The 21,571-nt window shown below is 37.6% G+C and carries 21 protein-coding genes; 12 read left to right on the top strand and 9 right to left on the bottom strand.

Features of this window, described 5'->3' with window-relative positions; all coding sequences use genetic code 11:
• Positions 1-82: 82 nt before the first annotated feature.
• Positions 83-856: a serine protease gene (locus tag ABMA70_RS00345; RefSeq protein ID WP_393022079.1), complete on the top strand. Its 774-nt coding sequence runs from the start codon at positions 83-85 to the stop codon at positions 854-856.
• 35 nt (positions 857-891) lie between these two features.
• Here ABMA70_RS00345 and ABMA70_RS00340 read toward each other — a convergent pair whose 3' ends face one another.
• On the bottom strand, positions 892-2,022 hold the full coding sequence (locus tag ABMA70_RS00340) for an aminotransferase class V-fold PLP-dependent enzyme (RefSeq protein WP_392992196.1): 1,131 nt from the start codon (positions 2,020-2,022) through the stop codon (positions 892-894).
• 221 nt (positions 2,023-2,243) lie between these two features.
• Between ABMA70_RS00340 and ABMA70_RS00335 the strand changes: the two genes are divergently transcribed.
• The 3 genes from ABMA70_RS00335 to ABMA70_RS00325 are packed head-to-tail and all read left to right on the top strand — an operon-like array spanning position 2,244 to position 3,751.
• A complete protein-coding gene (locus ABMA70_RS00335; RefSeq protein WP_103217011.1) occupies positions 2,244-2,738 on the top strand; it encodes a hypothetical protein in 495 nt (164 codons plus the stop codon).
• Positions 2,738-3,577: a matrixin family metalloprotease gene (locus tag ABMA70_RS00330; protein ID WP_392992198.1), complete on the top strand. Its 840-nt coding sequence runs from the start codon at positions 2,738-2,740 to the stop codon at positions 3,575-3,577. Before ABMA70_RS00335 ends, ABMA70_RS00330 begins: the two co-directional genes overlap by 1 nt.
• 51 nt (positions 3,578-3,628) lie before the next feature.
• Complete coding sequence (locus tag ABMA70_RS00325) at positions 3,629-3,751, top strand: hypothetical protein (RefSeq protein WP_255407609.1); 123 nt, start codon at positions 3,629-3,631, stop codon at positions 3,749-3,751.
• On the opposite strand, the gene murD is transcribed toward ABMA70_RS00325, so the two are convergent.
• The gene (gene murD / locus ABMA70_RS00320; protein ID WP_392992200.1) at positions 3,744-5,054 is read right to left on the bottom strand and encodes a UDP-N-acetylmuramoyl-L-alanine--D-glutamate ligase; all 1,311 of its coding nucleotides are present in this window, start codon (positions 5,052-5,054) and stop codon (positions 3,744-3,746) included. The two genes, ABMA70_RS00325 and murD, sit on opposite strands and share 8 nt — an antisense overlap.
• Before the next feature lie 48 nt (positions 5,055-5,102).
• Between murD and ABMA70_RS00315 the strand changes: the two genes are divergently transcribed.
• From ABMA70_RS00315 to ABMA70_RS00290, 6 genes are all read left to right on the top strand, one after another.
• Positions 5,103-6,371, top strand: a complete 1,269-nt coding sequence (locus ABMA70_RS00315) for a methyltransferase (RefSeq protein WP_392992202.1) — start codon at positions 5,103-5,105, stop codon at positions 6,369-6,371.
• Complete coding sequence (locus ABMA70_RS00310) at positions 6,352-7,131, top strand: SDR family NAD(P)-dependent oxidoreductase (protein ID WP_392992204.1); 780 nt, start codon at positions 6,352-6,354, stop codon at positions 7,129-7,131. Before ABMA70_RS00315 ends, ABMA70_RS00310 begins: the two co-directional genes overlap by 20 nt.
• A gap of 89 nt (positions 7,132-7,220) precedes the next feature.
• A complete protein-coding gene (locus ABMA70_RS00305; RefSeq protein ID WP_392992206.1) occupies positions 7,221-8,210 on the top strand; it encodes a ParB/RepB/Spo0J family partition protein in 990 nt (329 codons plus the stop codon).
• Between the two features lie 94 nt (positions 8,211-8,304).
• Entirely contained in the window at positions 8,305-8,745 is a 441-nt protein-coding gene (locus ABMA70_RS00300; RefSeq protein WP_103217559.1) for a disulfide oxidoreductase, read from the top strand.
• Positions 8,729-9,373: a thioredoxin domain-containing protein gene (locus ABMA70_RS00295; RefSeq protein ID WP_233189690.1), complete on the top strand. Its 645-nt coding sequence runs from the start codon at positions 8,729-8,731 to the stop codon at positions 9,371-9,373. The genes ABMA70_RS00300 and ABMA70_RS00295 overlap by 17 nt, the downstream gene beginning before the upstream one ends.
• A gap of 1 nt (position 9,374) precedes the next feature.
• On the top strand, positions 9,375-10,406 hold the full coding sequence (locus ABMA70_RS00290; RefSeq protein ID WP_392992207.1) for a peptidogalycan biosysnthesis protein: 1,032 nt from the start codon (positions 9,375-9,377) through the stop codon (positions 10,404-10,406).
• Positions 10,407-10,410: 4 nt separating this feature from the next.
• Here ABMA70_RS00290 and ABMA70_RS00285 read toward each other — a convergent pair whose 3' ends face one another.
• Positions 10,411-12,774, bottom strand: a complete 2,364-nt coding sequence (locus tag ABMA70_RS00285; protein ID WP_392992209.1) for an ATP-dependent Clp protease ATP-binding subunit — start codon at positions 12,772-12,774, stop codon at positions 10,411-10,413.
• Between the two features lie 138 nt (positions 12,775-12,912).
• On the opposite strand from ABMA70_RS00285, the gene ABMA70_RS00280 reads away from it, so the two are divergent.
• Positions 12,913-14,625 (top strand): mechanosensitive ion channel family protein, encoded by a 1,713-nt coding sequence (locus tag ABMA70_RS00280; protein ID WP_103217003.1) that lies wholly within the window; start codon positions 12,913-12,915, stop codon positions 14,623-14,625.
• A 4-nt stretch (positions 14,626-14,629) separates the two neighbouring features.
• Here the strand turns inward: ABMA70_RS00280 and ABMA70_RS00275 are convergent, their stop codons facing one another.
• Complete coding sequence (locus ABMA70_RS00275; protein ID WP_392992211.1) at positions 14,630-16,936, bottom strand: penicillin acylase family protein; 2,307 nt, start codon at positions 16,934-16,936, stop codon at positions 14,630-14,632.
• 9 nt (positions 16,937-16,945) lie between these two features.
• Positions 16,946-18,349, bottom strand: coding sequence for a TonB-dependent receptor (locus ABMA70_RS00270; RefSeq protein WP_392992213.1), 1,404 nt, complete (start codon positions 18,347-18,349; stop codon positions 16,946-16,948).
• 50 nt (positions 18,350-18,399) lie between these two features.
• On the opposite strand from ABMA70_RS00270, the gene ABMA70_RS00265 reads away from it, so the two are divergent.
• Entirely contained in the window at positions 18,400-18,690 is a 291-nt protein-coding gene (locus ABMA70_RS00265) for a (2Fe-2S) ferredoxin domain-containing protein (protein WP_103217000.1), read from the top strand.
• A 203-nt stretch (positions 18,691-18,893) separates the two neighbouring features.
• Here the strand turns inward: ABMA70_RS00265 and hemB are convergent, their stop codons facing one another.
• From hemB to ABMA70_RS00245, 4 genes are read right to left on the bottom strand one after another with little or no spacing between them, the layout of a single operon-like run.
• Complete coding sequence (gene hemB, locus ABMA70_RS00260; RefSeq protein WP_392992215.1) at positions 18,894-19,883, bottom strand: porphobilinogen synthase; 990 nt, start codon at positions 19,881-19,883, stop codon at positions 18,894-18,896.
• A gap of 3 nt (positions 19,884-19,886) precedes the next feature.
• Positions 19,887-20,318, bottom strand: a complete 432-nt coding sequence (locus ABMA70_RS00255) for a SufE family protein (RefSeq protein WP_103216998.1) — start codon at positions 20,316-20,318, stop codon at positions 19,887-19,889.
• A gap of 42 nt (positions 20,319-20,360) precedes the next feature.
• Complete coding sequence (locus ABMA70_RS00250) at positions 20,361-20,612, bottom strand: hypothetical protein (RefSeq protein WP_103216997.1); 252 nt, start codon at positions 20,610-20,612, stop codon at positions 20,361-20,363.
• Positions 20,613-20,642: 30 nt separating this feature from the next.
• A complete protein-coding gene (locus ABMA70_RS00245) occupies positions 20,643-21,548 on the bottom strand; it encodes a ParA family protein (RefSeq protein ID WP_392992217.1) in 906 nt (301 codons plus the stop codon).
• Positions 21,549-21,571 lie beyond the last annotated feature (23 nt).

The raw sequence follows: 21,571 nt of genomic DNA, 5'->3' as shown, positions 1-21,571 counted from the left end.
AAATAATCTAAGCTAAAACCCTACTATGGGGAAGATCAAGATAATTCTTATACTTACATTGATATTGCTTTCTAATCTAACAATGGCCAAACGCTACGTTGGTGGAGATGAATGGAGTAGGCCAAGGGTTACAAAGAAGCTCTTTCAAACACTTGATACAAACACAAAGAGCTTAGTTCTTCGTACCGCCAAGGTCGTTAACAAAATAAAGAGAAAAATTGGAACTGCTTTTCTTTACCAAGAAGAACTTGAACATTATATCTTTCTCACTAATTATCACGTAATAAGTGGCGAGAAAGAATGTAGCGAATCCTCCCTTTTACTCATTAATGAAGGCCACAATAAGATAGTAGCAAAGTGTGATGGTGTTATAAGCATAGGCACAATTAAATCAGGTAGCGATTATCTTTACTTTCGAATTAAGAAAAGTGAGAAACTAAACTTTCTCTCAAAACTTCCATCGCTTAATACTAAATTTTCAAATCCTGTAGCTGGAGATCCGCTCGTAACTGTTGGTTTTGGTGGTGGTAAGGCCGATCTGAGAAGATATGATGCTAAGATAGCACAAGATACTGACTGCATTTATCTTACAGGGAATATGGATATTAGATTCAACAAGGATAAGGTAAGAGATGTTTTCTTTACTGCCTGTGATGCTCAATCCGGAGATTCCGGAAGTGCTATTATGAATCGAGATACAGGAGAGATCATCGGACTCTTCTTTGGTGTAGCTGACCAAAATAGAAAGAATCCTCTATCAACCCAAGAGATTTGGAATAACCTAGGAAGCGATTACTTAGAGTTTTACACTAACTCTTCCATGTCAATTGATCTAAGAGCGATTTCTTTGAAATAAAAAAGGAGCACTTAGTACTCCCTTTTCTTTATTAATTAATTATTTGCTTGATTAACAGCGCTTGAAATAATTTTGGTTAGCTTTTGTAGATCTTCAAATTTCACATTATGGAAAAGAGAAATTCTAAACTGATTCTTTCCTAACTTTCTGTACGAATCAATTCCGTTAACTGCATTTTGTTGCTCAAGTACTTTAATGAGTGCTGCAGCTTCATACTTATCATCGATATTAATCGTCGCAACAGAAGTTGAACGATACTTCTCATCAGAAACGTATGCCTCAAGAAAGCTTTCTTCCTTTGCCCAGCCGTAAATCATATCAGCTTTCTTGCGTGCAAGTTCTACTGCATTCTTTTCTCCGCCTTGAGAATTCATAAGCTTTACCTGCTCATTTAAGTAGAAAAGAGTTGAGATACTTGGTGTATTATAAGTTTGATTCTTAAGAGAGTTATCAATAGCAACAGTCCAATCCATAATACCAGGAATATAGCGATCAGTCTTTGCAATCTCTGCAGCACGCTTTAGTGCTTTCGGTGACATAATAGCGACAAAGAGACCACCTTCAGATGCGAAAACTTTTTGCGGTGAAAAGAAATAGCAGTCTACTTTAGTTAGATCAAGAGGAATTTGTCCTGCACCACTTGTTGCATCCACAGCGACAAGTGTCTCATCATTAACACTTGGGATTGTCGTCGTTTGAACACCTGTAGAAGTTTCATTAAGAGTAAAACAAATCATGTCAGCATCAGCATGAGCATCTGAGCCTTGTGGCTCACAACCTTGGCCATACTCACTTGCAATTTCCTGTGCTTCAATCCATGGAATTGCATGATGTGACTTAAACCATTTATTTGAGAATTCACCACATGTGTAGTGAACACTTTTTTTATTAACGAGACCAAGACCGATCATATCGAAAAGAAAAGTTGCTCCACCGTTTCCTAAAACGACTTCATAACCTTCAGGTAAGTTATAGAACTTTTTTAATCCCTCTTGTACTTCTTTTACAAGATTTTTCACTGCCGGTTTTCTGTGAGAAGTCCCAAGTAGCGTTGCTTTTGTATCAGCAAGTCTTTGAACAAATTCAGTTGGAACAAGAGATGGCCCAACACCAAAGCGTGGATCACTAGGAATTAATTCATTAGGTATCTTATAATTTTCGAACATATTTAAAATCCTTTTTAAGTTTCTTTAAATCTCTTGGCATTTTAAATAAAATGCCAGTATTTGAAAACAAATAAGAAGTTGTCAAAGCTTGAAAACTTCTTAACAATTATTACATGAAAGCAGCCCATTCTTTACTTCTGTGCATTATATGCATACTTCCATTTTCTATAAAGGCAAAGGAACTTAATATTCCTGGCGAGTTCTCACTTGGATTTGGGAATTTGACGAAATACGTCGGTAAAATTCAAAACGATATTGATGGCGGGAGAAATTACTTCACTTTCAATCCATTTATCAGGGCCAATTATCGCACAGATATTGCTTGGGAAAAAAAGCTAAATATTGAAACAGGTTTAACTCTTCCAAAATCGAGTGAAGATAGTGCAGTAACTGTTACAAACCTTTGGATTCATGCACTTATCGAACACACCTTCAATCAAAGCTTTAGAGTACAAGCAGGAGTTGGTATTTTCTTTACCTACACAGCAATGGATGGAAAAATGCAAACTCTTGGCAATGGAACATCAACACAACAATTCTACACACCGGATGATTACCAAACAGCAGTTAATAATATTGTCATTCTTGGTGCAGATTATCTCTTCAATAAGACTTACTTTGTAAATGGACAATTAAGCGTCTTCAACCTTGAAGATGGTGATGAGCGCGCATTTAGTTATGCATTATCTCTTAACTATACTTTTGGAAATAATTAATGAAATTTATAATAAGCTTACTTCTTTCAACATACACCTTAGCATTTACGATCAACGCAAATATTCCTATTCGCTTTGCAAGTCCAGAAATTCGTGTCGATATAGCGGATAATGCTTGCGCAAATATTACAGACTCTGCTGATGAAATCATGGATATGGTAGAGATTGCAGTTAGTGATTATTGGAATAAGATTGCGACAAGTAGTTTACACCTAAAAGGTGGCGATATCTTAACGGTTAACAATGATTATACAACTGAACAAATCTGTGCTGCAGGAGAAGCTGGTTGTGTCAGCCAAGTACCAAGTACTAACACACAGATTCTGATCGTTTGTAATAGTAATAATACAGTTTTTACTTCCACAGGAATTTTAGCTGTAACACTACCAAATAATCTAAACGGAACAGTTATCCAAGGCTCTGTCATTGGCCTAAATGACATTGCAGGAACTCGCTACAACGACCAGACAAGGGCCCAGAAGATTGCTCTTTTTGCCCATGAAATCGGACATGCCTTTGGCCTTGGCCACTCTTCAAAAGAAAGCTCACTTATGTACTTTAGAAACCTCACAGGTAGAGAAACGATTGGGCAAGACGATTGGGATGGTGCCACTTACCTTTATCCTAAGGAACAAATACCAATGTGTGGCTCAATTGCACCGATAAAAGATAGTGCCAAGTATGATGGCCATATTTATGAGGATATTGAGAAAAAGATAAGTACGGAATTTTCTGAACACCCGCCAGCAAAGGATTCCGCCGCCTTGATCGCAGGGCTGTGCATGCTATTATTGGTCTTAGTTTCAACAAAGAGATTTGCGCAAGCAAAAATTTATTAACAAAAGATAATATTTACTAAAGTATTATCACTAAGTACCGATAATCACATTATGGAATCAAAGTCAGGTAAATTTATTATTGGAATTCTCATTATTTTCTTATTCAAGATTGCTGTTGCAGATAATATGAGGGATTCCAAGTCGCAAAAAGTAACAATTTCAGTTCTTAAGTAAGTGCTAATTTCGTAAAGTGCTCTCCTCTTTTGACGTAATTTGCATACTGATCAAAAGAAGGAAACGCTGGAGAAAATAGAACGACACTTGTGCTAAAGCCTGCTTTAAAAATCTCATCCAAATTTTCAAAATACTCAGATTCAATTTCAAAATTTGATTCACTTAGAACCTTTCCAGATTCACCAAAGAAGAGAATCTTCTTAATCTGACTCTTAAAAGGAAGAAGTTTCTCAAGCTGGTTATCACCATGACCACGAAGCTGACCGCCAATGATCAGCTCAACTTCCCCTAACTCCTTCACACCGTTTAAGGCCGTAAGAGTTGCCTCCCAATTTGTGGACTTGGCATCATTAAAGAAATAGCGTCCTTCTTGCGTGTGTCTTATCATCTGCAAGCGGTATTCCACACCACCAAAGACTTCACAGGCATTTTGAAATGCCTTGATATTGCCAGTAAAGGCATCCCACATAAGATAGACAAAGTATGTATTGACGAGATTGTGTTCACCGTAGATTTTAAGTGAACCAATATCAATAACCTCAGAAAGCTCTTCTTTAACCTTAGCAATAGAGAGATCAAGTTGATGCTCGTTGCGAATTGGGTATTCATTTTTAACTTCTAAATTATTCGGTAAGAATCCAATTCCTTCATTGGCCATATTCTTAAAGATTTCGAATTTATCAAGTGCATATGATCTTAGATCATCATAGCGCTCACCGTGGCTGAAAGTCAGGTTTAAGATTCCTGCAACATCACACTGAAATTCTTCAATGAGGTTTAGTTGAAAACTTGAAAGCTCTAGAATTATACCTTGGGCAGGTTCACGCTCTCCACTCATGCGCTCATAGATATAGTCACAAAATGGTGTTCCAATATTACCACCAACAAAGTAGTCACCAGTTGGATCCTGCTTGCCACATTCTTCAAGGAAAGAGACAACTGTTGTCTTACCATTTGTTCCTGTCACTCCAAGAATTGGTGCATCAGCAAATTTATAAGCAAGTTCAATTTCACACCATATTGGGCATGATGCTTTTGAAAATAATGGCAACTCCTTAGACATCCCCGGTGAGAGAATAATCAGATCCATCTCCCCTAGCATATCGGCAGCTTCATCTTGAGGAAGTCTCGCCTTAATACACGTCGAATCTTCAAAGGCAGGCCACTTATCAACAGGTCCTTGATTAACTAAATAAATATCCTTACCTAGGAAGGCCAGCAAGCGAAGTGCTGAAACTCCAGAAACCCCAAGGCCTACAACAGCTATCTTATTATACTTATTTAACGATTCATTGATGATCATATGACTATTACCTTCCAAAATATGGATAAAAGTGCTACATTGCTGTGCATGAATTATCAGCAGCTTTTTTTAAATCTTGCCACTATTTTAAGGCCATACACTAAGCTATGGCAAAGAGAAGTTCTCCAAGCATGGCGCGCTGGAGAAATCGACGAGCTGTATCCTGAAGAATTCCTCACACCTCTAAAAAAGCTTACTCACGAAGAACTCTATGAGATGGACTGTCTTCGTGATTACTCGAAATTAGAAGATGGCCCCTTAAAAACTTTACTATGCTCTCTTAGAGAAAATGAAGTTTATGAAACGGTGGATGAAGAACTCATTCGCGGCGTGGATGAGCTTCCGAGTTGGGCATTTAATAAAGTTAAGGGAAAGAAGCAAGACGAAATTTTAATCATTGCAAATTTTCTTAAGAAACTTAGAAATAAGGAAGGCGATTTTAAGCATACTGTTGATATTGGCGGTGGTGTTGGTCATCTTTCGCGCACCCTTGCCCACTACTTTGGCATGGAAATGATTAGTCTTGATATTAATAGTGAATTTCAAGAAATTGGAAAAAATCGTTTAAAAAAGTACCCAAGGCCAGATCTGGCAAAGGACGTAAACTTCATCAATCATGATTTTAGTATTGATCTTGATGGAGATGAGAATGCGCGTATTTTTTGTAATGACTCTTTCTCCCTAGGACTTCACACTTGTGGCTCTCTTGCGGTTAAGCATATGCAGGTGGCAAGTAGAAATCAAACTCGTGGACTTCTAAATTTTGGTTGTTGCTATAATAAACTTGAACCAAGTAAGCATATTAATATTTCAAATTATGCAAAAGAAATTGGGCCACTAGAGCTTGAGAGTAATAGCTTAACTTTGGCAACTCGTGGCCATCAAAGCATGAGCCTCGAAGAATTCGAGCAAAAGAAAAAAGTTAAGAACTATCGCTATTGCCTTCAAATCTACATTGATAGTGTACTAGGAAGTGATATTGATGTGATCTCAATTGGTGATGCTCATAAAAGACTCTATGCTAAATCCTTTAGTGAATACGCTATTTCAAAGCTAACAGAAAACAATATTCCAATTAATTTAACAGCACAGCAACTTGATGAACTCTATGCAAAAAATCAAGAGTTATTAGAAAAGCTCTTCTTTGCCAATATTGTTCGCTGGCAGTTTGGCCGTGCTCTTGAGCTTTACCTTCTCTATGATCGTGCTATCATGTTACAAGAGCGAGGCAAAGAAGCAAAACTTATGGCATTCTTCAATGAAGTAGAGTCCCCTCGAAATATTGGAATTTGGTATCATGAACGTAAGCAATCATAGAGATAAAAAGACAGTACTTATCACGGGCGCAACAACAGGTATGGGTAAGGCCTTTGCTGACTATTTTGCCTCTCTTGGATACGACCTCTATCTTCATGGCCGAAACCTTACTCTTCTCGATCAAAATGCAAAAGAGTACCGAGAGAAATACCAAGTAAATTGTGAGATCATTATTAAGGATCTGTGCGAAAGTGAAGCTTGTGAATACGTAATCTCTAAGATCAAAGAACCTTTGTCATACCTTGTTAATAATGCAGGCTTTGGAGTAGCTGGAAAATATCCCGAAACAGATATTGAAAAACAAGTAAGCATGCAAAGAGTACATGTCGAAGTACCAATGCGCTTAAGCCATCACTTTTTACAGCAAAAAGAAGAACTTAAAATAATCAATATCGCTTCACTCTATGCCTTCTTCCCTGTTCCAAGACAAAGTGTCTATGCGGCCTCAAAGAGCATGATTCATTCATTTAGCTTGGCCCTAGGAAGAGATCTTAGCGGGACAAACAAACAAGTTATTTCAGTTTGCCCTGGACTTGTTTACACTCAATTTCGAATTAACCAAGGCAAGGCCGAAAAGCAGCACTTCAGTGGTATTTCATCAGAGCAAGTGGTGAATGAGACGATAGGCGCACTTAGCAAAAATAAATTTTATATTGTCCCAGGTTTTCTAAACAAAATCTTCAAAACCCTATTAACCACTATGCCTCACACACTTACACTGAGAATAATTGAGCGCGTCAACACAGGGCGTGGTTACTAAAAATACCTTACACCTCTAGTCAGATATACATTTCCCTATTAAACTAGGGCCCACACAACACACAAATTTTTGAAAATTAAGAGGACTCCATGCAAACAACAACTGTTAATATCAATGATATTAAACTTAATAGTGAATACCTAAGAACAAATACTGATGTTGATACATTAAAAATCAGTATCGAAAATATTGGTCTAATTAATCCTCTAACAATTAATAAAGATAATGAATTACTAGCAGGTGCTAGAAGATATCAAGCACTCAAAGAACTCGGTATTGAAGAGATTCCTGTTCACGTAGTTGATAGACAAAGCCTTGAGCAAGAACTTATTTCAATTGATGAAAACTTAGTGAGAAGACCACTTGATAAACTTGAATTTGAAAAGTGCCTTAATCGTGGGCGCGAAATCTTTGAAGAGCTTAATCCGACAGCGACTAAGATTGAAGTTGATGTAATCGCAACAACAACAGAAGAGAAGAAGCTGGAAAAAGCTAAAGAAGAGCAAGATCAAGATTCATTTGCTGCCATTACTGCACAAAAGACTGGTCTTTCAAAGAGTGTTATTAAAGGAGCAATCAAAAGAGATGCTCTTGCTTCAGAACATGTTAAGAAAGCACGCCAGCTTGGTCACATCAATGCAAGTGTAACAAATGAAATCATCAAATTAGACAAGGAAGTGCAAGATAGCGTTCTTCCAATGATTGCAGATAAGACAGTAAAAGAAGTAAAGCAAATCGTTGCAGCTGCTAAACGAGGTGGAGTTCAAGAAGCAGAACAGGAAATGGAGACAATGGAGCCATTACCAGCTGAATACGCACACCTAAGAAACCTATCAAAGAGAATGAATAAGAACCTTACTCGAATTCTTTTAGAAGAATTAACTTATGAAGGTAAGGAAGCCGACTCAATTATGAAAGAGCTTAGAAAGATGCAAGAAAATCTTGAGCGCTTTTTTAACATGGGAACGACATCAAATCATACATCTTCTGTAGAAGTACAAAATGAAGATATCGTAGCGGAGCCTACAGTTGTGCTTGAAGAAGGACAACAAGAGTTCAATCCTGAATATTCTCTTTAATAAAAACCACTTTACAAAAAATTGACAATATAACGCTTTAAGCAGATGACGAATTACTTGGTCATCTGTTTAAAGTTTCGTTATGATTATTGTCATGAAATTAATCAAAGAAAACACTCTCTTCATTATGTGGATTGTTGCAGTACTTGCAACAGCTGGCTCGCTATTTTTTAGTGTGATCATGGAATTTGTTCCATGTGCACTTTGTTGGTGGCAAAGAATTGCAATGTATCCTCTTGCGGCCATATTATTAATTGGCTTCTATCAAGATGATAAGCGCAGCATACTTTATAGTGCACCATTCATTTTTGCAGGCTGGCTCATTTCGATTTATCACAATCTTGTCCAGCTTAAAGTCATTCCTGAAAGCGCTAGCCCATGTGTTAGTGGTGTGCCATGTTCAGAAAAATGGATTAATTGGTTTGGTTTCATCTCAATCCCAATGCTGGCATTCTTTGCTTTTACAATTTTATTATCATTATTCTTATTAGAAATTTATAACAACAAGGAATTTTTAAATGCAAAAAAGTCATAAGATCATAGCTGCGATTATTACAGTTATTGCAGTATTTGCTATTAGTGCAACATTTTACAAGAAACAGCAGGCGGCCAAACTAGGCTTTATGGCCAATGAAAACCACAAGCTATTTGTACGTGATTACTCTCCATCAATGGGACCAGATAATGCAAAGGTTGTTCTCGTAGAATTTCTAGATCCGGAATGTGAATCATGTCGCGCGTTTTCTCCATATGTAAAAGAAATCATGAATAAATATGAAGGTAAGGTAAAACTAGTCGTTCGCTACGCTGCATTTCATAAGAACTCTGCATATGCAATCTCAATTTTAGAGGCCGCAAGAAAACAAGGAAAGTATTGGGAAACACTTGATCTATTATTTAAAAGTCAGCCAGCATGGGGAAATCATCATAACCCGAGACCAGATCTTATTTGGAACTACCTTACAACTCTTGATTTAGATATCGACAAAATTAAGAGTGATATGCATGATCCAAAGTTTATGGAATGGATTAGACAAGATGCTGAAGACGGTAAGGCCCTTGGAGTTCGTGGTACACCAACATTTTTTATCAACGGCAAGCCACTAGAGCGCTTTAGCTACCAACAACTTGAATTACAGATCCGAGAAGAATTAAATAAATAACATGCATACATTTGCCAACTCCCACTTTCTAAAATTAATTGAAGATAGTGGGAGTGCATGCCCTCAAAGAGGCTGGGAGCCTGTCCACATTGAGGGAGAAAATAATCAACTCATCTCCTATATAAAATCTCACAGCTATGGTGAATATATCTTTGATTGGGCCTGGGCAGATCTTTATCACCGTATGGGAATTGAATACTACCCAAAACTAATTCATGCCATCCCTTTTACACCAGTAAATAATAGTAAATTCACTCAAGAATTTGATAGTAAACTTCTAACGAAGTCTTTTGATATGTATCAAGGACTCGAGCTATCAAGTGAGCACTACTACTTTACAGATGAGAGCTATCTTGAACTTAAGGAGCTTGGCTTCTTTAAGCAAATCACAACACAGTATCATTTTATTAACGAATTCGAATCGTTTGACGACTATCTTTCTAAACTTAAAAAGAATAAAAGAAAGAATATTAAGAAAGAGCGCAAGGCCTGTCACTCTTACGATATTGAGATAAAAAAAATTTTCGCTAAAGAGCTTTCATCAGATGAGCTTAAGCAAATTTATGGTTTATATCTAACAACAATTGATAAGAAATCGGCTTACGCCTATCTTACACTTGCCTTCTTCTTAGGTTTAAATACACTAGATAATTGTTTTTTTCACCTGGCCTATAAAGAAGACTCAATTATTGCAATGGCACTCTTTTTTGAATCTGAAACAAAACTCTACGGACGCTACTGGGGAATTCACCCACTACACCAACACAATTTCGAATTTCTCCACTTTGAAATGTGTTACTACAAAGCAATGGAGTATACGATTGAAAATAACCTAGCGACCTTTGAAGCTGGTGCTCAAGGAGAACAAAAGCTCTATCGTGGCTTTAGGCCAGTGGAGATTGAGTCATGGCACCATTTAAAAAATGCACAATTACATGAAGCAATTGCCAATCATGTACATAATCAAAACTTGAGTGTGAAAAAATATCATGAGGATTTAAAGGGACTACTTCCTTTCAAAAGTAGTCCCTAAGTTTTTAATTAATTGTAAACTGAGAGTCTTTATAATCAATCTTTAAGTCTTTTTCTTCTAGGTCATGTGCCATTATCTCTTTTGATAAAGGCCTAGTAACTAGTCTGTTAAAGATTGATGCCAGAGGTCTTGCTCCATAGGCTTCGCTATACCCTTGCTCATTAAGTTTCGCACGTACACTTTCAGATAGATCAACTTTAAGTTTACGTCCAAGAAGTCTCGAGTTAAGTAAGCGTACTTGCTTATCAATTAGCGAGTTCATAATTGAGCGATCAAGAGCATTGTATGTCAGAATAGCATCAAGACGTCCCAACACTTCTGGTTTAAATGCCGTTTCTACTTCTTTCGCATTTGTAGTGACAAGAATAATCGTATTTTTAAAATCAATCGTGCGACCTTTGTTATCTGTGAGCCTTCCATCGTCAAGAATCTGTAACAAGATATCGCCAAAATCATGATGGGCCTTTTCAATTTCATCAAATAAGATCACTGAATAAGGGTGACGTCTTACTGCTTCAGTTAGAACACCACCCTCTTCATAACCAATATAACCAGGGGCCGCTCCATTGAGCTTACTCACAGAGTGTTTTTCACTAAACTCTGAGAGGTCAAAGCGAATTAAGTTATCTTGTGTATCAAACAAGAACTCACAAAGGGCCTTTGCTGTTTCCGTCTTTCCCACACCACTAGGACCTTTTAGGAGGAATGAACCTAGTGGTCGAGAAGGGTCAGTAAGACCAGCGTGGGCCGACACAATTGTATCAGCTATTTCAGTCAAGGCTTCCTCTTGTCCGTAAACACGAGACTTTAAGAATCCTTCAAGCTGTAAAATTTGCGCTTGTTTAGATTTAAGGATTTTCTCAACAGGAATCCCTTTTTGTCTTGAGATCACAAGTGCAATATCCTTTGTCGCTAGAACCCAATCATGATGGCAAGCTTCTAGTTCTTTTTCAACTTCAGGAAGTTGAGAATATTTAATCATTGATGCCTTTTCATAGTCCTGATTTCTTTCAGCTGCCTCAAGCTCAAAATTTAAGCGATCGCGCTGATTCTTTAACTCGGAGACTCTTTTAAGAGAAAGAACTTCTTCTTCCCATGTACTTTTTTGTGCATTGAAAGTTTTTTCTAACTCTTCGACTTCCTTAGCAAGCTTTTCATTATCCTTATCAATCTGCATATTAACTTTCTTAGAACGAATATCCGCTTCTAATTCAACCAGCTTAGCAGGCATAGCTTCGGCAGAAAGTTTAAGAGCACTTGCTGCTTCATCAACTAAGTCAATTGCCTTATCAGGAAGGTTCTTATCCGTAATATACTGATCAGATAAAATGACAGAGTTATAAATTGCATCATCAGAGATCTTAATTCCATGGTGGATTTCTAGCTTCTCACGGATACCCATTAATATTTCAATTGCATCTTCTTTTGAAGGCTCATTTACAGGTACCGCACGAAAGCGCCTCTCAAGTGCACTATCACCTAGAATATACTTTTGATATTCTTCATCAGTCGTTGCACCAATACAATTTAGCTCACCTCTTGCTAGAGCTGGCTTTAAAAGATTGGCCGCATCCATCGCACCATCTGTCTTACCAGCACCAACTAATTGGTGTATCTCATCGATAAATAGGATTGAAGTGGCCGCATTTTGCTTAATATACTTTAAAAGCTTTTGTAAACGTTCTTCAAATTCACCACGAAATTTTGTTCCGGCCATCAAGGCCCCCATATCAAGGGCATAGACAGTTTTACCTTCTAGTACATCGGCGACAGTCCCTTTAACAATCATTTCAGCAAGGCCTTCAACGATAGCTGTTTTACCAACACCGGCCGGCCCAACTAAAACAGGGTTATTCTTTCCACGACGTCCTAGGATTTCCATCACGGCACGAATCTCTTTAGAGCGACCGATGACAGGATCAAGCTTGCCTTCTTGGGCCATTTCATTCAGGTTCGTCAGGAAGGCAGGAACCTCTTCTTCGTCTTCATTCATAGCAGAGTTAAAGACATTCGGATCAATATTGAGACTGGAGAGGGTTGTCACAATATGCTTTAGAAGATCGGTTTCTGTTACTTCCTGACGGCCTGATTGAATAGCATTGGAAGATGCCAATGTTAGCCACTTACTTAGGCCAGCAGTTGGTCTAACATTATCAAGTGAAACTTCTTGAGAAGCTTGAGGTAAGCGCTCAACTTCGGCCTTAATATCTTTTAATTTATTCTTTAGTGCTCTTGATGAAAAAGAAGAAGGATTTTTCACCAGCCCGTAAGCAAGGTGCCACTCAGATAGTTGAGTATTCTTCTTTTCCATAAGAAGAGATTGGGCAATATCGAGACTGCCTGCAACGATTGAATCGTACTTATTCATAAAAATTCCTCCACGCAATTTTATGGGTATAAACACCTAAAATTATGAGGTATTTTTCCCCTTCTACTATAAAGATGGGACGTGTTTTATAATTGTCAAGGTAACCAAAATATTTTTTTCGAAATAAATGAGATTATTATGAATAAATTTTTTCTTCAGATTTTTCTAATCCTAGTTTTAATTTTAAAGGCACAGGTATTTGCCCAAAAACTACCACCTCTTGATCTAAGCTCACCACGATCGACGATGAATTATTTTTTAAAGTCAATGAAGGCCTACAAGCTTGGAAATGAAAGAGGACTCGATCAAGCAATACTTGCGCTCGATGGCCGCCATATTCCAGAGACAGTAAAAGATTTTAAGCTTAAAGATTTCTCACGAACTCTAATCACTATTTTTGATCGTATTGAATATATAGATGTAAAAAAGATCCCACGAAAGGTAGATGATGGAGTTTGGTACTACCGTAAAGAAGTCGTCCAAGTAGAAAATAAAGATCACAATGTTGAGATATCAATTCGCCAAGTACAACGTGGCGACAAGATGGTGTGGCTATTTACAAAGGAGACGATGAACTCCCTTCGCTTCTATGACCTCTCTCTTAAAGGTAAAAAAGTTGCTAAGGATGTCGTTTACAGCCAATCCCCTAAGGATCGATTAAAAGAATACCTTCCAGCATGGACATTTCATCAGCGCTTTCTGCTTTTAAATATTCACTGGATTCTGCTTCTTGTAATTACTCTTTTAAGCTTTATCGTTGACCGAATCATTCGCTACTATATTGCAGCAAAAACAATTTCAATTTTAAAGAAAAGAAATATCACTTTTACAGAGAAGCAACAAAATAGACTAACCTCTCCTTTTGGTAGTCTTGCTTTTGCCTATGTGTTTCAAACGCTAGCAACATGGATTGATCTCCCTGCAGATGCACTCGTTCTTGTTGTTAAGGCCTGTGATATTGTCATGGCAATCTCTGTGGTATTTATCCTAAATCAACTTCTCACTGTTATTTGTCTCTATCTAGAAGACAAAGCACGTGAAACAGAAAATAAATTTGATGATATTGTCGTTCCACTTATCAGAAAGACTGCCAGATTTTTTATTTACGCAGTTGGAATCATCTTCATTGGAGATGCACTCGAGCTAGATATGAAATCAATTCTTGCTGGTATGGGGATTGGTGGTATCGCCTTCGCTCTTGCTGCCAAGGATACAATCTCTAACCTATTTGGTTCATTTACAGTTCTCTTTGATAACCCATTTACAATTGGAGATTGGGTAAAGATTAATAATGATATCGAAGGTATTATTGAAGAAGTTGGTATGCGCTCAACTCGTATCAGAACATTTCACAACTCCCTGCTATCAGTTCCAAACGGAAACCTTATCAATGCCAATATCGACAACCTTGGACGCAGAAGATATCGTCGCTTTAATACAACTCTAGGTATCGATTACGCGACTCCTCCAGAAAAGATTGAAAACTTTTGCGAGAGTATCCGTCAGATTATCGTTGCTCATCCAATGACAAGAAAGGATAACTTCCAAGTATATTTTAATTCGATGGGAGCAAGCTCTCTAAATATTCTTGTCTATATGTTTTGGGAAGTTCCAAGTTGGGATGACGAATTAAATGAAAAGCATAAATTCTTATTAGATATTTTAAGAGCGGCCAAGAAGCATGGTATTAACTTTGCCTTCCCTACGCAAACTCTTCACGTTCAACAAGACCCAGGCGTAACTTATGCGCCAGAAAATGTGGACTTCAGTCGTTCTCAGCAGGTTGCAAGTGAGCTTGTGAGCGATAGGTGGAATGCACCAAATCGCTCTTCACAATTTAGACTTAAATAAACTTCTATAATGGCCTTAGAGTTAAGACTTTAGGGCCTGATTTCTTCATTAAATCAAAACTAAAGATTTGTGTACGATACTCATCATTCATAAAGCGTTCTCTCTGATTATCATAATAAGGAGAAAGCATATGCCCAGAGTTTCCTAATGGAAGGATCCCGTAAGAAATATCGACATTAGCAAAGTCAATTAGTCGACGAGTACTTGGTCCTGTCACTGGAGTGTGTCCTGCTTCACATGAGACACGACGAATATGGTTGATACTATTGATAGATCCGTTGGCCTCATATGGGCCCTGATTGAATATTTTCGCAAGAAACTCATTTTTTCCAAATGGGTGAGGCATTGTTAGCTGATGAATAAGTCCCCAGCGCCACTTGCTGACATCATCTCCAAGCTCTTGCTTTAGATAGTTCACGGCTTCTTTAAAGGCCATTGAAATGACCTGGTCACGATCTTCAATTGGTGCAGTCTTTTCAATATCCCACCAAGAGTTATCTGGCATTTCAAGTAAGCGGTAATAATAAATCCAAGAGTTAATGGCCTTACAATACTTAACGTAGTCCTCACCCATCTCATCCATTAGAAGCTTACGAATACGCATATTTGTTTCATGAAATATTGTCGGTCCAACCTGTTCTTTGCGAGAATGACCTTTCCAATCCATAAAGAATTTTAAGGCCTCTTCTTCAAGAGCAGTCATTGGATATTTCTTTAGCGCATTATTAATAATTTTTTGCATCCTACGATTATTCGTACTGAAGCTTGCAGTTTGAACCATCTTTTGAGAATCCATATCCCAATTATCTCGAAGCTCAAGTGACTTTAAAATAGTATTATAGCGATTATCTGAATGCCAACCACCACGGTGATAGATACCATTTTTCATTGTCTTTGGTGCATCATTAGCGGAAACAACAAAACCATTTTCAGGATTAATCTCATGAGGTTTCTCATCAAATGTATAGACCCCTAGAATCTTGCGATCAGGTGTTTGAACAAGATCTGATTCAAATGGATGTGATCTCTTGTAACTATCCCCCATGATAAGTCTTGCCACATTCCCATCAGCATCCGCATAGACAATATTAAGGCCAGGTGACTTAACGATACTTGTGGCCTTCTTTATCTCTTCAAAGTTTTTTGCACGGCCAAGACCATAAAATCCCTCAATAGGCTTGTTACCTTCTTGAAAGAAACTGAAGTGGGCCGCAATATTGTTTGCGTCTTTGTTTACGGCCTGAACGATTTCATTAACAACAGGACCCTTCTTACTCCACTTGATTTGGAAATCGATTGACTCTTCTCCCTTCACTTTAATCAAAGAGTCTTCAACTCGTACAATTTCAAAATCATCTTCTAACTGATAAAGATCAACATCATCTGTGTAACTAATAGTTAATCCCCAACCAAGTTTTCGATTGTGGCCCATGGCCGGAAATGGAATAAGTGGTAGGAAGTGGCCATACATATGAAAGCCCTCTTCCTTATTCTTAATATTTGCTTCATACCAAATATTAGGTGCAGAAAAATTGATATGCGGATCACTTGCTAGGATTGGTTTTCCAGACTTCGTCTTCTTTCCAGAGATCGCCCAAGCATTTGAGCCAGTAAAAGTACCAATTCCTTTTAATAATGATTCGTAGTCAATAAAGCTTGCATCAACGACACGTCTTACACGCTTAGAGAAATCAACCTCATTATTAGCAAAGAGATACTTAAAATCACGATGCTTAACATTTGCCATAATATTTTGATAAGCAACTTCATTTCTCATAAATGGCGAAAAGCTATAATTTAAGTAAACGAAGACACCATAGATATCTTCGATATCAATTTTCTTAGGCTTTATTCCCAGTAAGAAAAATTCAATCGGCCTAACATTATTTTCAAGATAGTAGTTATAGCCGGCCATAAAAGACTCAAGATCTTTTCTCACAACCGGATCAAGAGAGGCCAAGATGCCATCACGAATATACTTAGAGTTTAAAGTACGAAATAATTTATCAACAGCGACAAGATCTGGCCCAAGAATTTCTGCAAGTCTTCCCTGGCCAGCACGACTAATTAGCTCATATTGAAAGCTTCGATCACTGGCCATTGAAAAGCCTAGAGCATAATTCATATCGTGACGAGAGTCTGCTTCGATATGAACAACTCCTTCATGATCACGGTAGATCTTAGTGAGACCATTTAGGCCATCAACTTTAAGACTACCATGCATTACTGGAAAAGATCCCAATAGCATAAAGTAGACGCTTGCTATGATTAATATAAGAAGGCCTGCAATAATACTTAGAATCTTTTTCATGATGTTCTCTTAATTTTTAAATAAATTATTACTCTTAACTAATTCAACAACTTCTTCTGGAAGCATTTTTTCCCAGCCGCTCTCGCCGCTTGAGATCATCTCAATAACTGTACGAGACCAGATTCCTGATGCTTCATGATCATAACCTTCAAGATCGACAATTAACTTATTTTCACGAAGATACTTAACAAGAAACTCAAGAGACTTGTCATAAGTTACATCAGCAAAGCTTAGGCGATTTTTTGCATCATTATCATCTGCACATGGATAAAGATACAATTTAGTATTAAGGCCAAATAATTCACCTAATCCACCTAGGATCCCAAATGAAGTATCCTCATAATGCTTGATATTTAAAATCTCATTTAAATTATAAGTGTTAGTAATAAATGCAATTTGATTCTTAGCAATTGGCTGTAAGAACTGATTGAGTTCGAAGTAAGAAGCGAAATTTGTAATTAAAACTTTTTGCTTAATTTTTGCAAGTAAATCAACACGAGCTAAAAAATCAGCGTTATCAATTGAAGATGAACGAGAAAGTAATTTTGACATTGAGATCTCAGAAAGAGTCACAACATTCTCACACTTCTCACTTGTGCATAAAAGCTCACGCCCTACTTTAAGCGCATCAACATTTCCCTTTGTTGGCGGCCTAAAAGAGCCTCTTAAAACAACAAGTGGCTTTCGATATAAGTAATCTTTGATTTGAACAACTTTACCATTCTCATCAAACATAACAGCAGAAGTAAACTTTCTCTTAACAAGTTCTAAAGAAAGAATACGAGGATCAACTCCATCAAAGGCCGGACCTTTAACGTCAATCATATCAATCTTAAGACGACTAGCAGATAAGTTATCCATTAGAGATGAAACAAGATGAGATGAATCATTTGAATTATAAAAACAGCTGTGGATCATATTCACACCAAGAAAACCAATGGCCTCTTGTTGCTGAAGATTTTCTTGATCAAGCATATTAACGTGAATGATTAAATCAGAAGGAGCTGCCCCTGCTTGATGTTGGAAACGTACACCAAGCCAACCATGACACTCTCCGCGACCAGAGTAACTTTTTGCTGCAACAGTATCAGCAAAACAAAAGAATTTTGTTCCCTCTTCTCTTTGATCTTTAAGACGCTTGTACATTTTTGTGAATTCTGTCTCTAGCATCGTATGTAGACGTCCTTGAGAAACATAACGTCCAGATGTCTCGACACCGTAAATAGCATCCGAAATTTGCATATCATAAGCAGACATCGTCTTAGCAACAGTCCCTGCTGCACCGCCAGCTCTAAAGAACTCACGAGCAACTTCTTGTCCTGCACCAATTTCTGCGAAACTGCCGTAAATTTTATTATCTAAATTAATTTGTAATGCTTTTTGTTTTGCTGATAGAATTTGGCAAAAATCCATAGTATAAATCCTTAAAATTTTTTAATTATAATAACAGCTTAGGACTCTATATGGCAAAAGAACACGACACGAATCTCTTTAAAAAACACATCTTTATTTGCAAGAGCTGTAAGAAGAATGATTGCCCTATGCTTGATGATGCCATGGCATTAAAGAGCGAGTTAAAGACATATTTCAACGAAAAATATGGAAAAGGTGTCGTTAGAGTTACTTCAAGCGACTGCCTTGGAAAATGCCGTGAAGGTATCCATATTGTCAGTTATCCAGAGGCAAAGTGGTTTAAAGATGGCACTAAAGAGTCGGCCCAGAGCCTAAAAGACTACGTAGATTCAAGCATTTAGAGTAAGTTCACAAAAAATTGACTTAGTTTTATCAAATATTATCCGATAATAATGATATAATTTCCTTAGGAAAGGAACCAAGGAGTGATTATGTGGATTCCTGTTATTATCGTTGGTATTTTAGTTGGAATTGCTTCAGTGAAAGAGAAGCAGGCCCGCGAGAAAAGAGCTAAGGCCTACATCCCTATTAAGGTCAAATAAATTTAGTTTTTGGCAAATTGAACGGCCACTTCTTTAGCGAAATACGTTAAAATCATATCGCATCCAGCGCGCTTAAAGCTCGTAAGCATCTCCATTGCTACGGCATCACCATCAACCCAACCATTTTGAGCTGCTGCTTTAACCATGGCATATTCACCAGATACATTATAAGCGGCAACAGGTAGATTAGTGCGCTCTTTCATTTTAGCAATGATATCTAGATAGCTAATACCTGGCTTAACCATTAAGATATCTGCCCCCTCTGCTTCATCAAGCTCAATCTCACGTAGAGCTTCGATAGCATTGGCCGGATCCATCTGATAAGTCTTCTTATCACCTGCTTTAGGAGCACTATCGAGTGCATCTCTAAATGGCCCATAAAATGCCGAAGCATACTTGGCCGTATACGACATAATTTGTGTATTTGAGAAACCTTCACCATCAAGGGCATCGCGGATAACTGCAATTCGTCCATCCATCATATCAGAAGGACCAATGATATCACTTCCCGCTTGGGCCTGAGCAAGTGCCATCCCTGCTAGAATATCCAGAGTTTCATCATTTAAGATCTCACCTGTTTTTTCACAAACAAGTCCATCATGACCATCACTTGAGTATGGGTCCATGGCAACGTCAGTCATGATAAGCATATCAGGACATGCGTTTTTAATATCTTTGATTGTCTTTTGTAGAAGCCCATTTGGATTCTTTGATTCTGTTGCAAAACGGTCTTTAATAGAATCATCAAGCGCAGGAAAAAGAGAAACGCATTTAATGCCAAGGTTCCAAAGCTCTTTCACTTCCTTTACAATTAGATCGCGTGAGTAGCGATTAATCCCAGGCATTGAAGTTACAGGAATCGTTTGACTTTCTCCACCTACGATAAAAAGTGGCATAATCAGATCATCTACTGTTAGCGTTGTTTCACGCATTAGAGATCTCATGGCGTGATTCTTTCTATTTCTTCTTGGACGAATATTATTTAAATACATAGATTATAATCCCATTTGAATTTTAGTTTTATAAGCAAGGGCATACATTGAAATTTGCTTGATCATACTTGAAAGTCCATTCGCACGAGACATTGATAAGTGCTGGCGAAGACCAATAGTATCTAAGAAGTCAGGCTTAGTTGCGAGAATTTCATCAGGTGTAGCATCTGAGTAGACACCAACTAGAATTGAAACAATCCCCTTTACGATGGCCGCATCACTATCGGCACGAAAAAAAACTTTTCCATCTTTAAGCTCTGGAATTAGCCAAACTTGAGACTGGCATCCTTTAACTTTATATTCTTCTTGTTGTAAATCTTCAGGTAGGGACTCCATCTGTTTCCCGCGAGAAATGATGTGCATGTAGCGATCTTCCCAATCACCAAATCCATTAAATTCTGAAATAAGTGCGTCAACTCTTTCTTGTATTTGCAAAATGAACTCCTTAAGTCAATATGAGTCGGAGTCTAGCATTTTTTAGATAATGCGTGAAGCAAACTCCACTACTTTTTCAATTTGAGCGGCAATGTGGTCAATAAAGTTTTGAAGGGCAATGAAAAAGCCGTAATTTCCAACCTGATTTGTTAGCATCGCAATCATTGAGTCCAGAATATCAAGATACGGCTGCAAACCAAATTTCTTGACTAGTAATTCGATATAAGTAGCGACACCTTCCACGTCACGTCCTTCGTTTGTTACAACATATAATGGGTTCTTAATAGTGGCCACGAAAGCTCCTTTTTTGTCTCTTAACTATAGTTATAAAGTCGAATCATTCCACGAATCAATTAAATTTGCGATTTTATTAAATTGTTCATGAAGCGGCTGATATTCCTTAGAATTATAAGCATAAATTGACTTCTTAGCGGCCTGTGATTTCACTATTTGGGCCTTATTAAAGAATGGAGCAATGAAGCGGTCATCTCCAGTTACTTTACGAATCAGTTCCTTAATCTCATCAAGATCACTCTCTTCTTGCTTACGTCTCGTATCCATTAGATTCGGAATATGAGTGATGATCTCTGGAAGCTTCACTATATCCATATCTTCTATGTCTGATAACATCCTATAAAAATGCTCTAGCCCCTTCATTGAAAAATCATCTGGTCTAAATGGAACAATCACTCCATCACTGACGCAAATACTATTAACAACTAAAAGCCCAAGAGTTGGTGGACAATCAATAAGAATATAATCGTAGCGTTTTCTTAATCCCGCTTGTTCTACATATTTTTTTAGAATTGTTTGTCTTGGAGAATTAATGGCAGCGACACATAATTCAAATCCAGATAATTCTTGGGCCGCCGGAAGTAGATCAACTCCTAATTCGGACTTGAAGACAACTTTTTCGAAAATCGTTGAAGAATGCAGATGCTTAAGTTCTTTAATTGAATTAAGAAGCAGATTGAAAATACTAATACTCTCTCTACTTTCTTCATGACCAAACAAGTAACTCATATTCGCTTGAGGGTCCATATCAATAACAAGAACTTTGTGACCTTTCTGGGCCAAGGCATGGGCAGTATTAAAACACATTGTTGTTTTACCAACCCCACCCTTTTGATTAAGAAAAGATATTATCTTTCCTTTACCTAAATCTTCTAAAGTATTTGTGCGATTGCGACCAAAGAACATAACCTTCTCCCAAGAATCATTCATTGTCATGATGCTTAAAGATTATATCATAA

Origin of the sequence: Halobacteriovorax sp. XZX-3 (assembly GCF_043196495.1) — a bacterium.
GTDB lineage: Bacteria > Bdellovibrionota > Bacteriovoracia > Bacteriovoracales > Bacteriovoracaceae > Halobacteriovorax_A.
This window is presented reverse-complemented; position numbering and strand designations above follow the sequence as displayed.

Bases quoted from the DNA above. Each gene is read 5' to 3' on its own strand.
- ABMA70_RS00310 (WP_392992204.1), top strand. From the start codon at position 6,352: ATGAACGTAAGCAATCATAGAGATAAAAAGACAGTACTTATCACGGGC.
- hemB (WP_392992215.1), bottom strand. From the start codon at position 19,883: ATGTATTTAAATAATATTCGTCCAAGAAGAAATAGAAAGAATCACGCC.
- ABMA70_RS00275 (WP_392992211.1), bottom strand. From the start codon at position 16,936: ATGAAAAAGATTCTAAGTATTATTGCAGGCCTTCTTATATTAATCATA.
- ABMA70_RS00245 (WP_392992217.1), bottom strand. From the start codon at position 21,548: ATGACAATGAATGATTCTTGGGAGAAGGTTATGTTCTTTGGTCGCAAT.
- ABMA70_RS00325 (WP_255407609.1), top strand. From the start codon at position 3,629: ATGGAATCAAAGTCAGGTAAATTTATTATTGGAATTCTCATTATTTTC.
- murD (WP_392992200.1), bottom strand. From the start codon at position 5,054: ATGATCATCAATGAATCGTTAAATAAGTATAATAAGATAGCTGTTGTA.
- ABMA70_RS00295 (WP_233189690.1), top strand. From the start codon at position 8,729: ATGCAAAAAAGTCATAAGATCATAGCTGCGATTATTACAGTTATTGCA.
- ABMA70_RS00305 (WP_392992206.1), top strand. From the start codon at position 7,221: ATGCAAACAACAACTGTTAATATCAATGATATTAAACTTAATAGTGAA.
- ABMA70_RS00270 (WP_392992213.1), bottom strand. From the start codon at position 18,349: ATGGATTTTTGCCAAATTCTATCAGCAAAACAAAAAGCATTACAAATT.
- ABMA70_RS00290 (WP_392992207.1), top strand. From the start codon at position 9,375: ATGCATACATTTGCCAACTCCCACTTTCTAAAATTAATTGAAGATAGT.
- ABMA70_RS00285 (WP_392992209.1), bottom strand. From the start codon at position 12,774: ATGAATAAGTACGATTCAATCGTTGCAGGCAGTCTCGATATTGCCCAA.
- ABMA70_RS00280 (WP_103217003.1), top strand. From the start codon at position 12,913: ATGAATAAATTTTTTCTTCAGATTTTTCTAATCCTAGTTTTAATTTTA.
- ABMA70_RS00340 (WP_392992196.1), bottom strand. From the start codon at position 2,022: ATGTTCGAAAATTATAAGATACCTAATGAATTAATTCCTAGTGATCCA.
- ABMA70_RS00330 (WP_392992198.1), top strand. From the start codon at position 2,738: ATGAAATTTATAATAAGCTTACTTCTTTCAACATACACCTTAGCATTT.
- ABMA70_RS00300 (WP_103217559.1), top strand. From the start codon at position 8,305: ATGAAATTAATCAAAGAAAACACTCTCTTCATTATGTGGATTGTTGCA.
- ABMA70_RS00315 (WP_392992202.1), top strand. From the start codon at position 5,103: ATGAATTATCAGCAGCTTTTTTTAAATCTTGCCACTATTTTAAGGCCA.
- ABMA70_RS00345 (WP_393022079.1), top strand. From the start codon at position 83: ATGGCCAAACGCTACGTTGGTGGAGATGAATGGAGTAGGCCAAGGGTT.
- ABMA70_RS00265 (WP_103217000.1), top strand. From the start codon at position 18,400: ATGGCAAAAGAACACGACACGAATCTCTTTAAAAAACACATCTTTATT.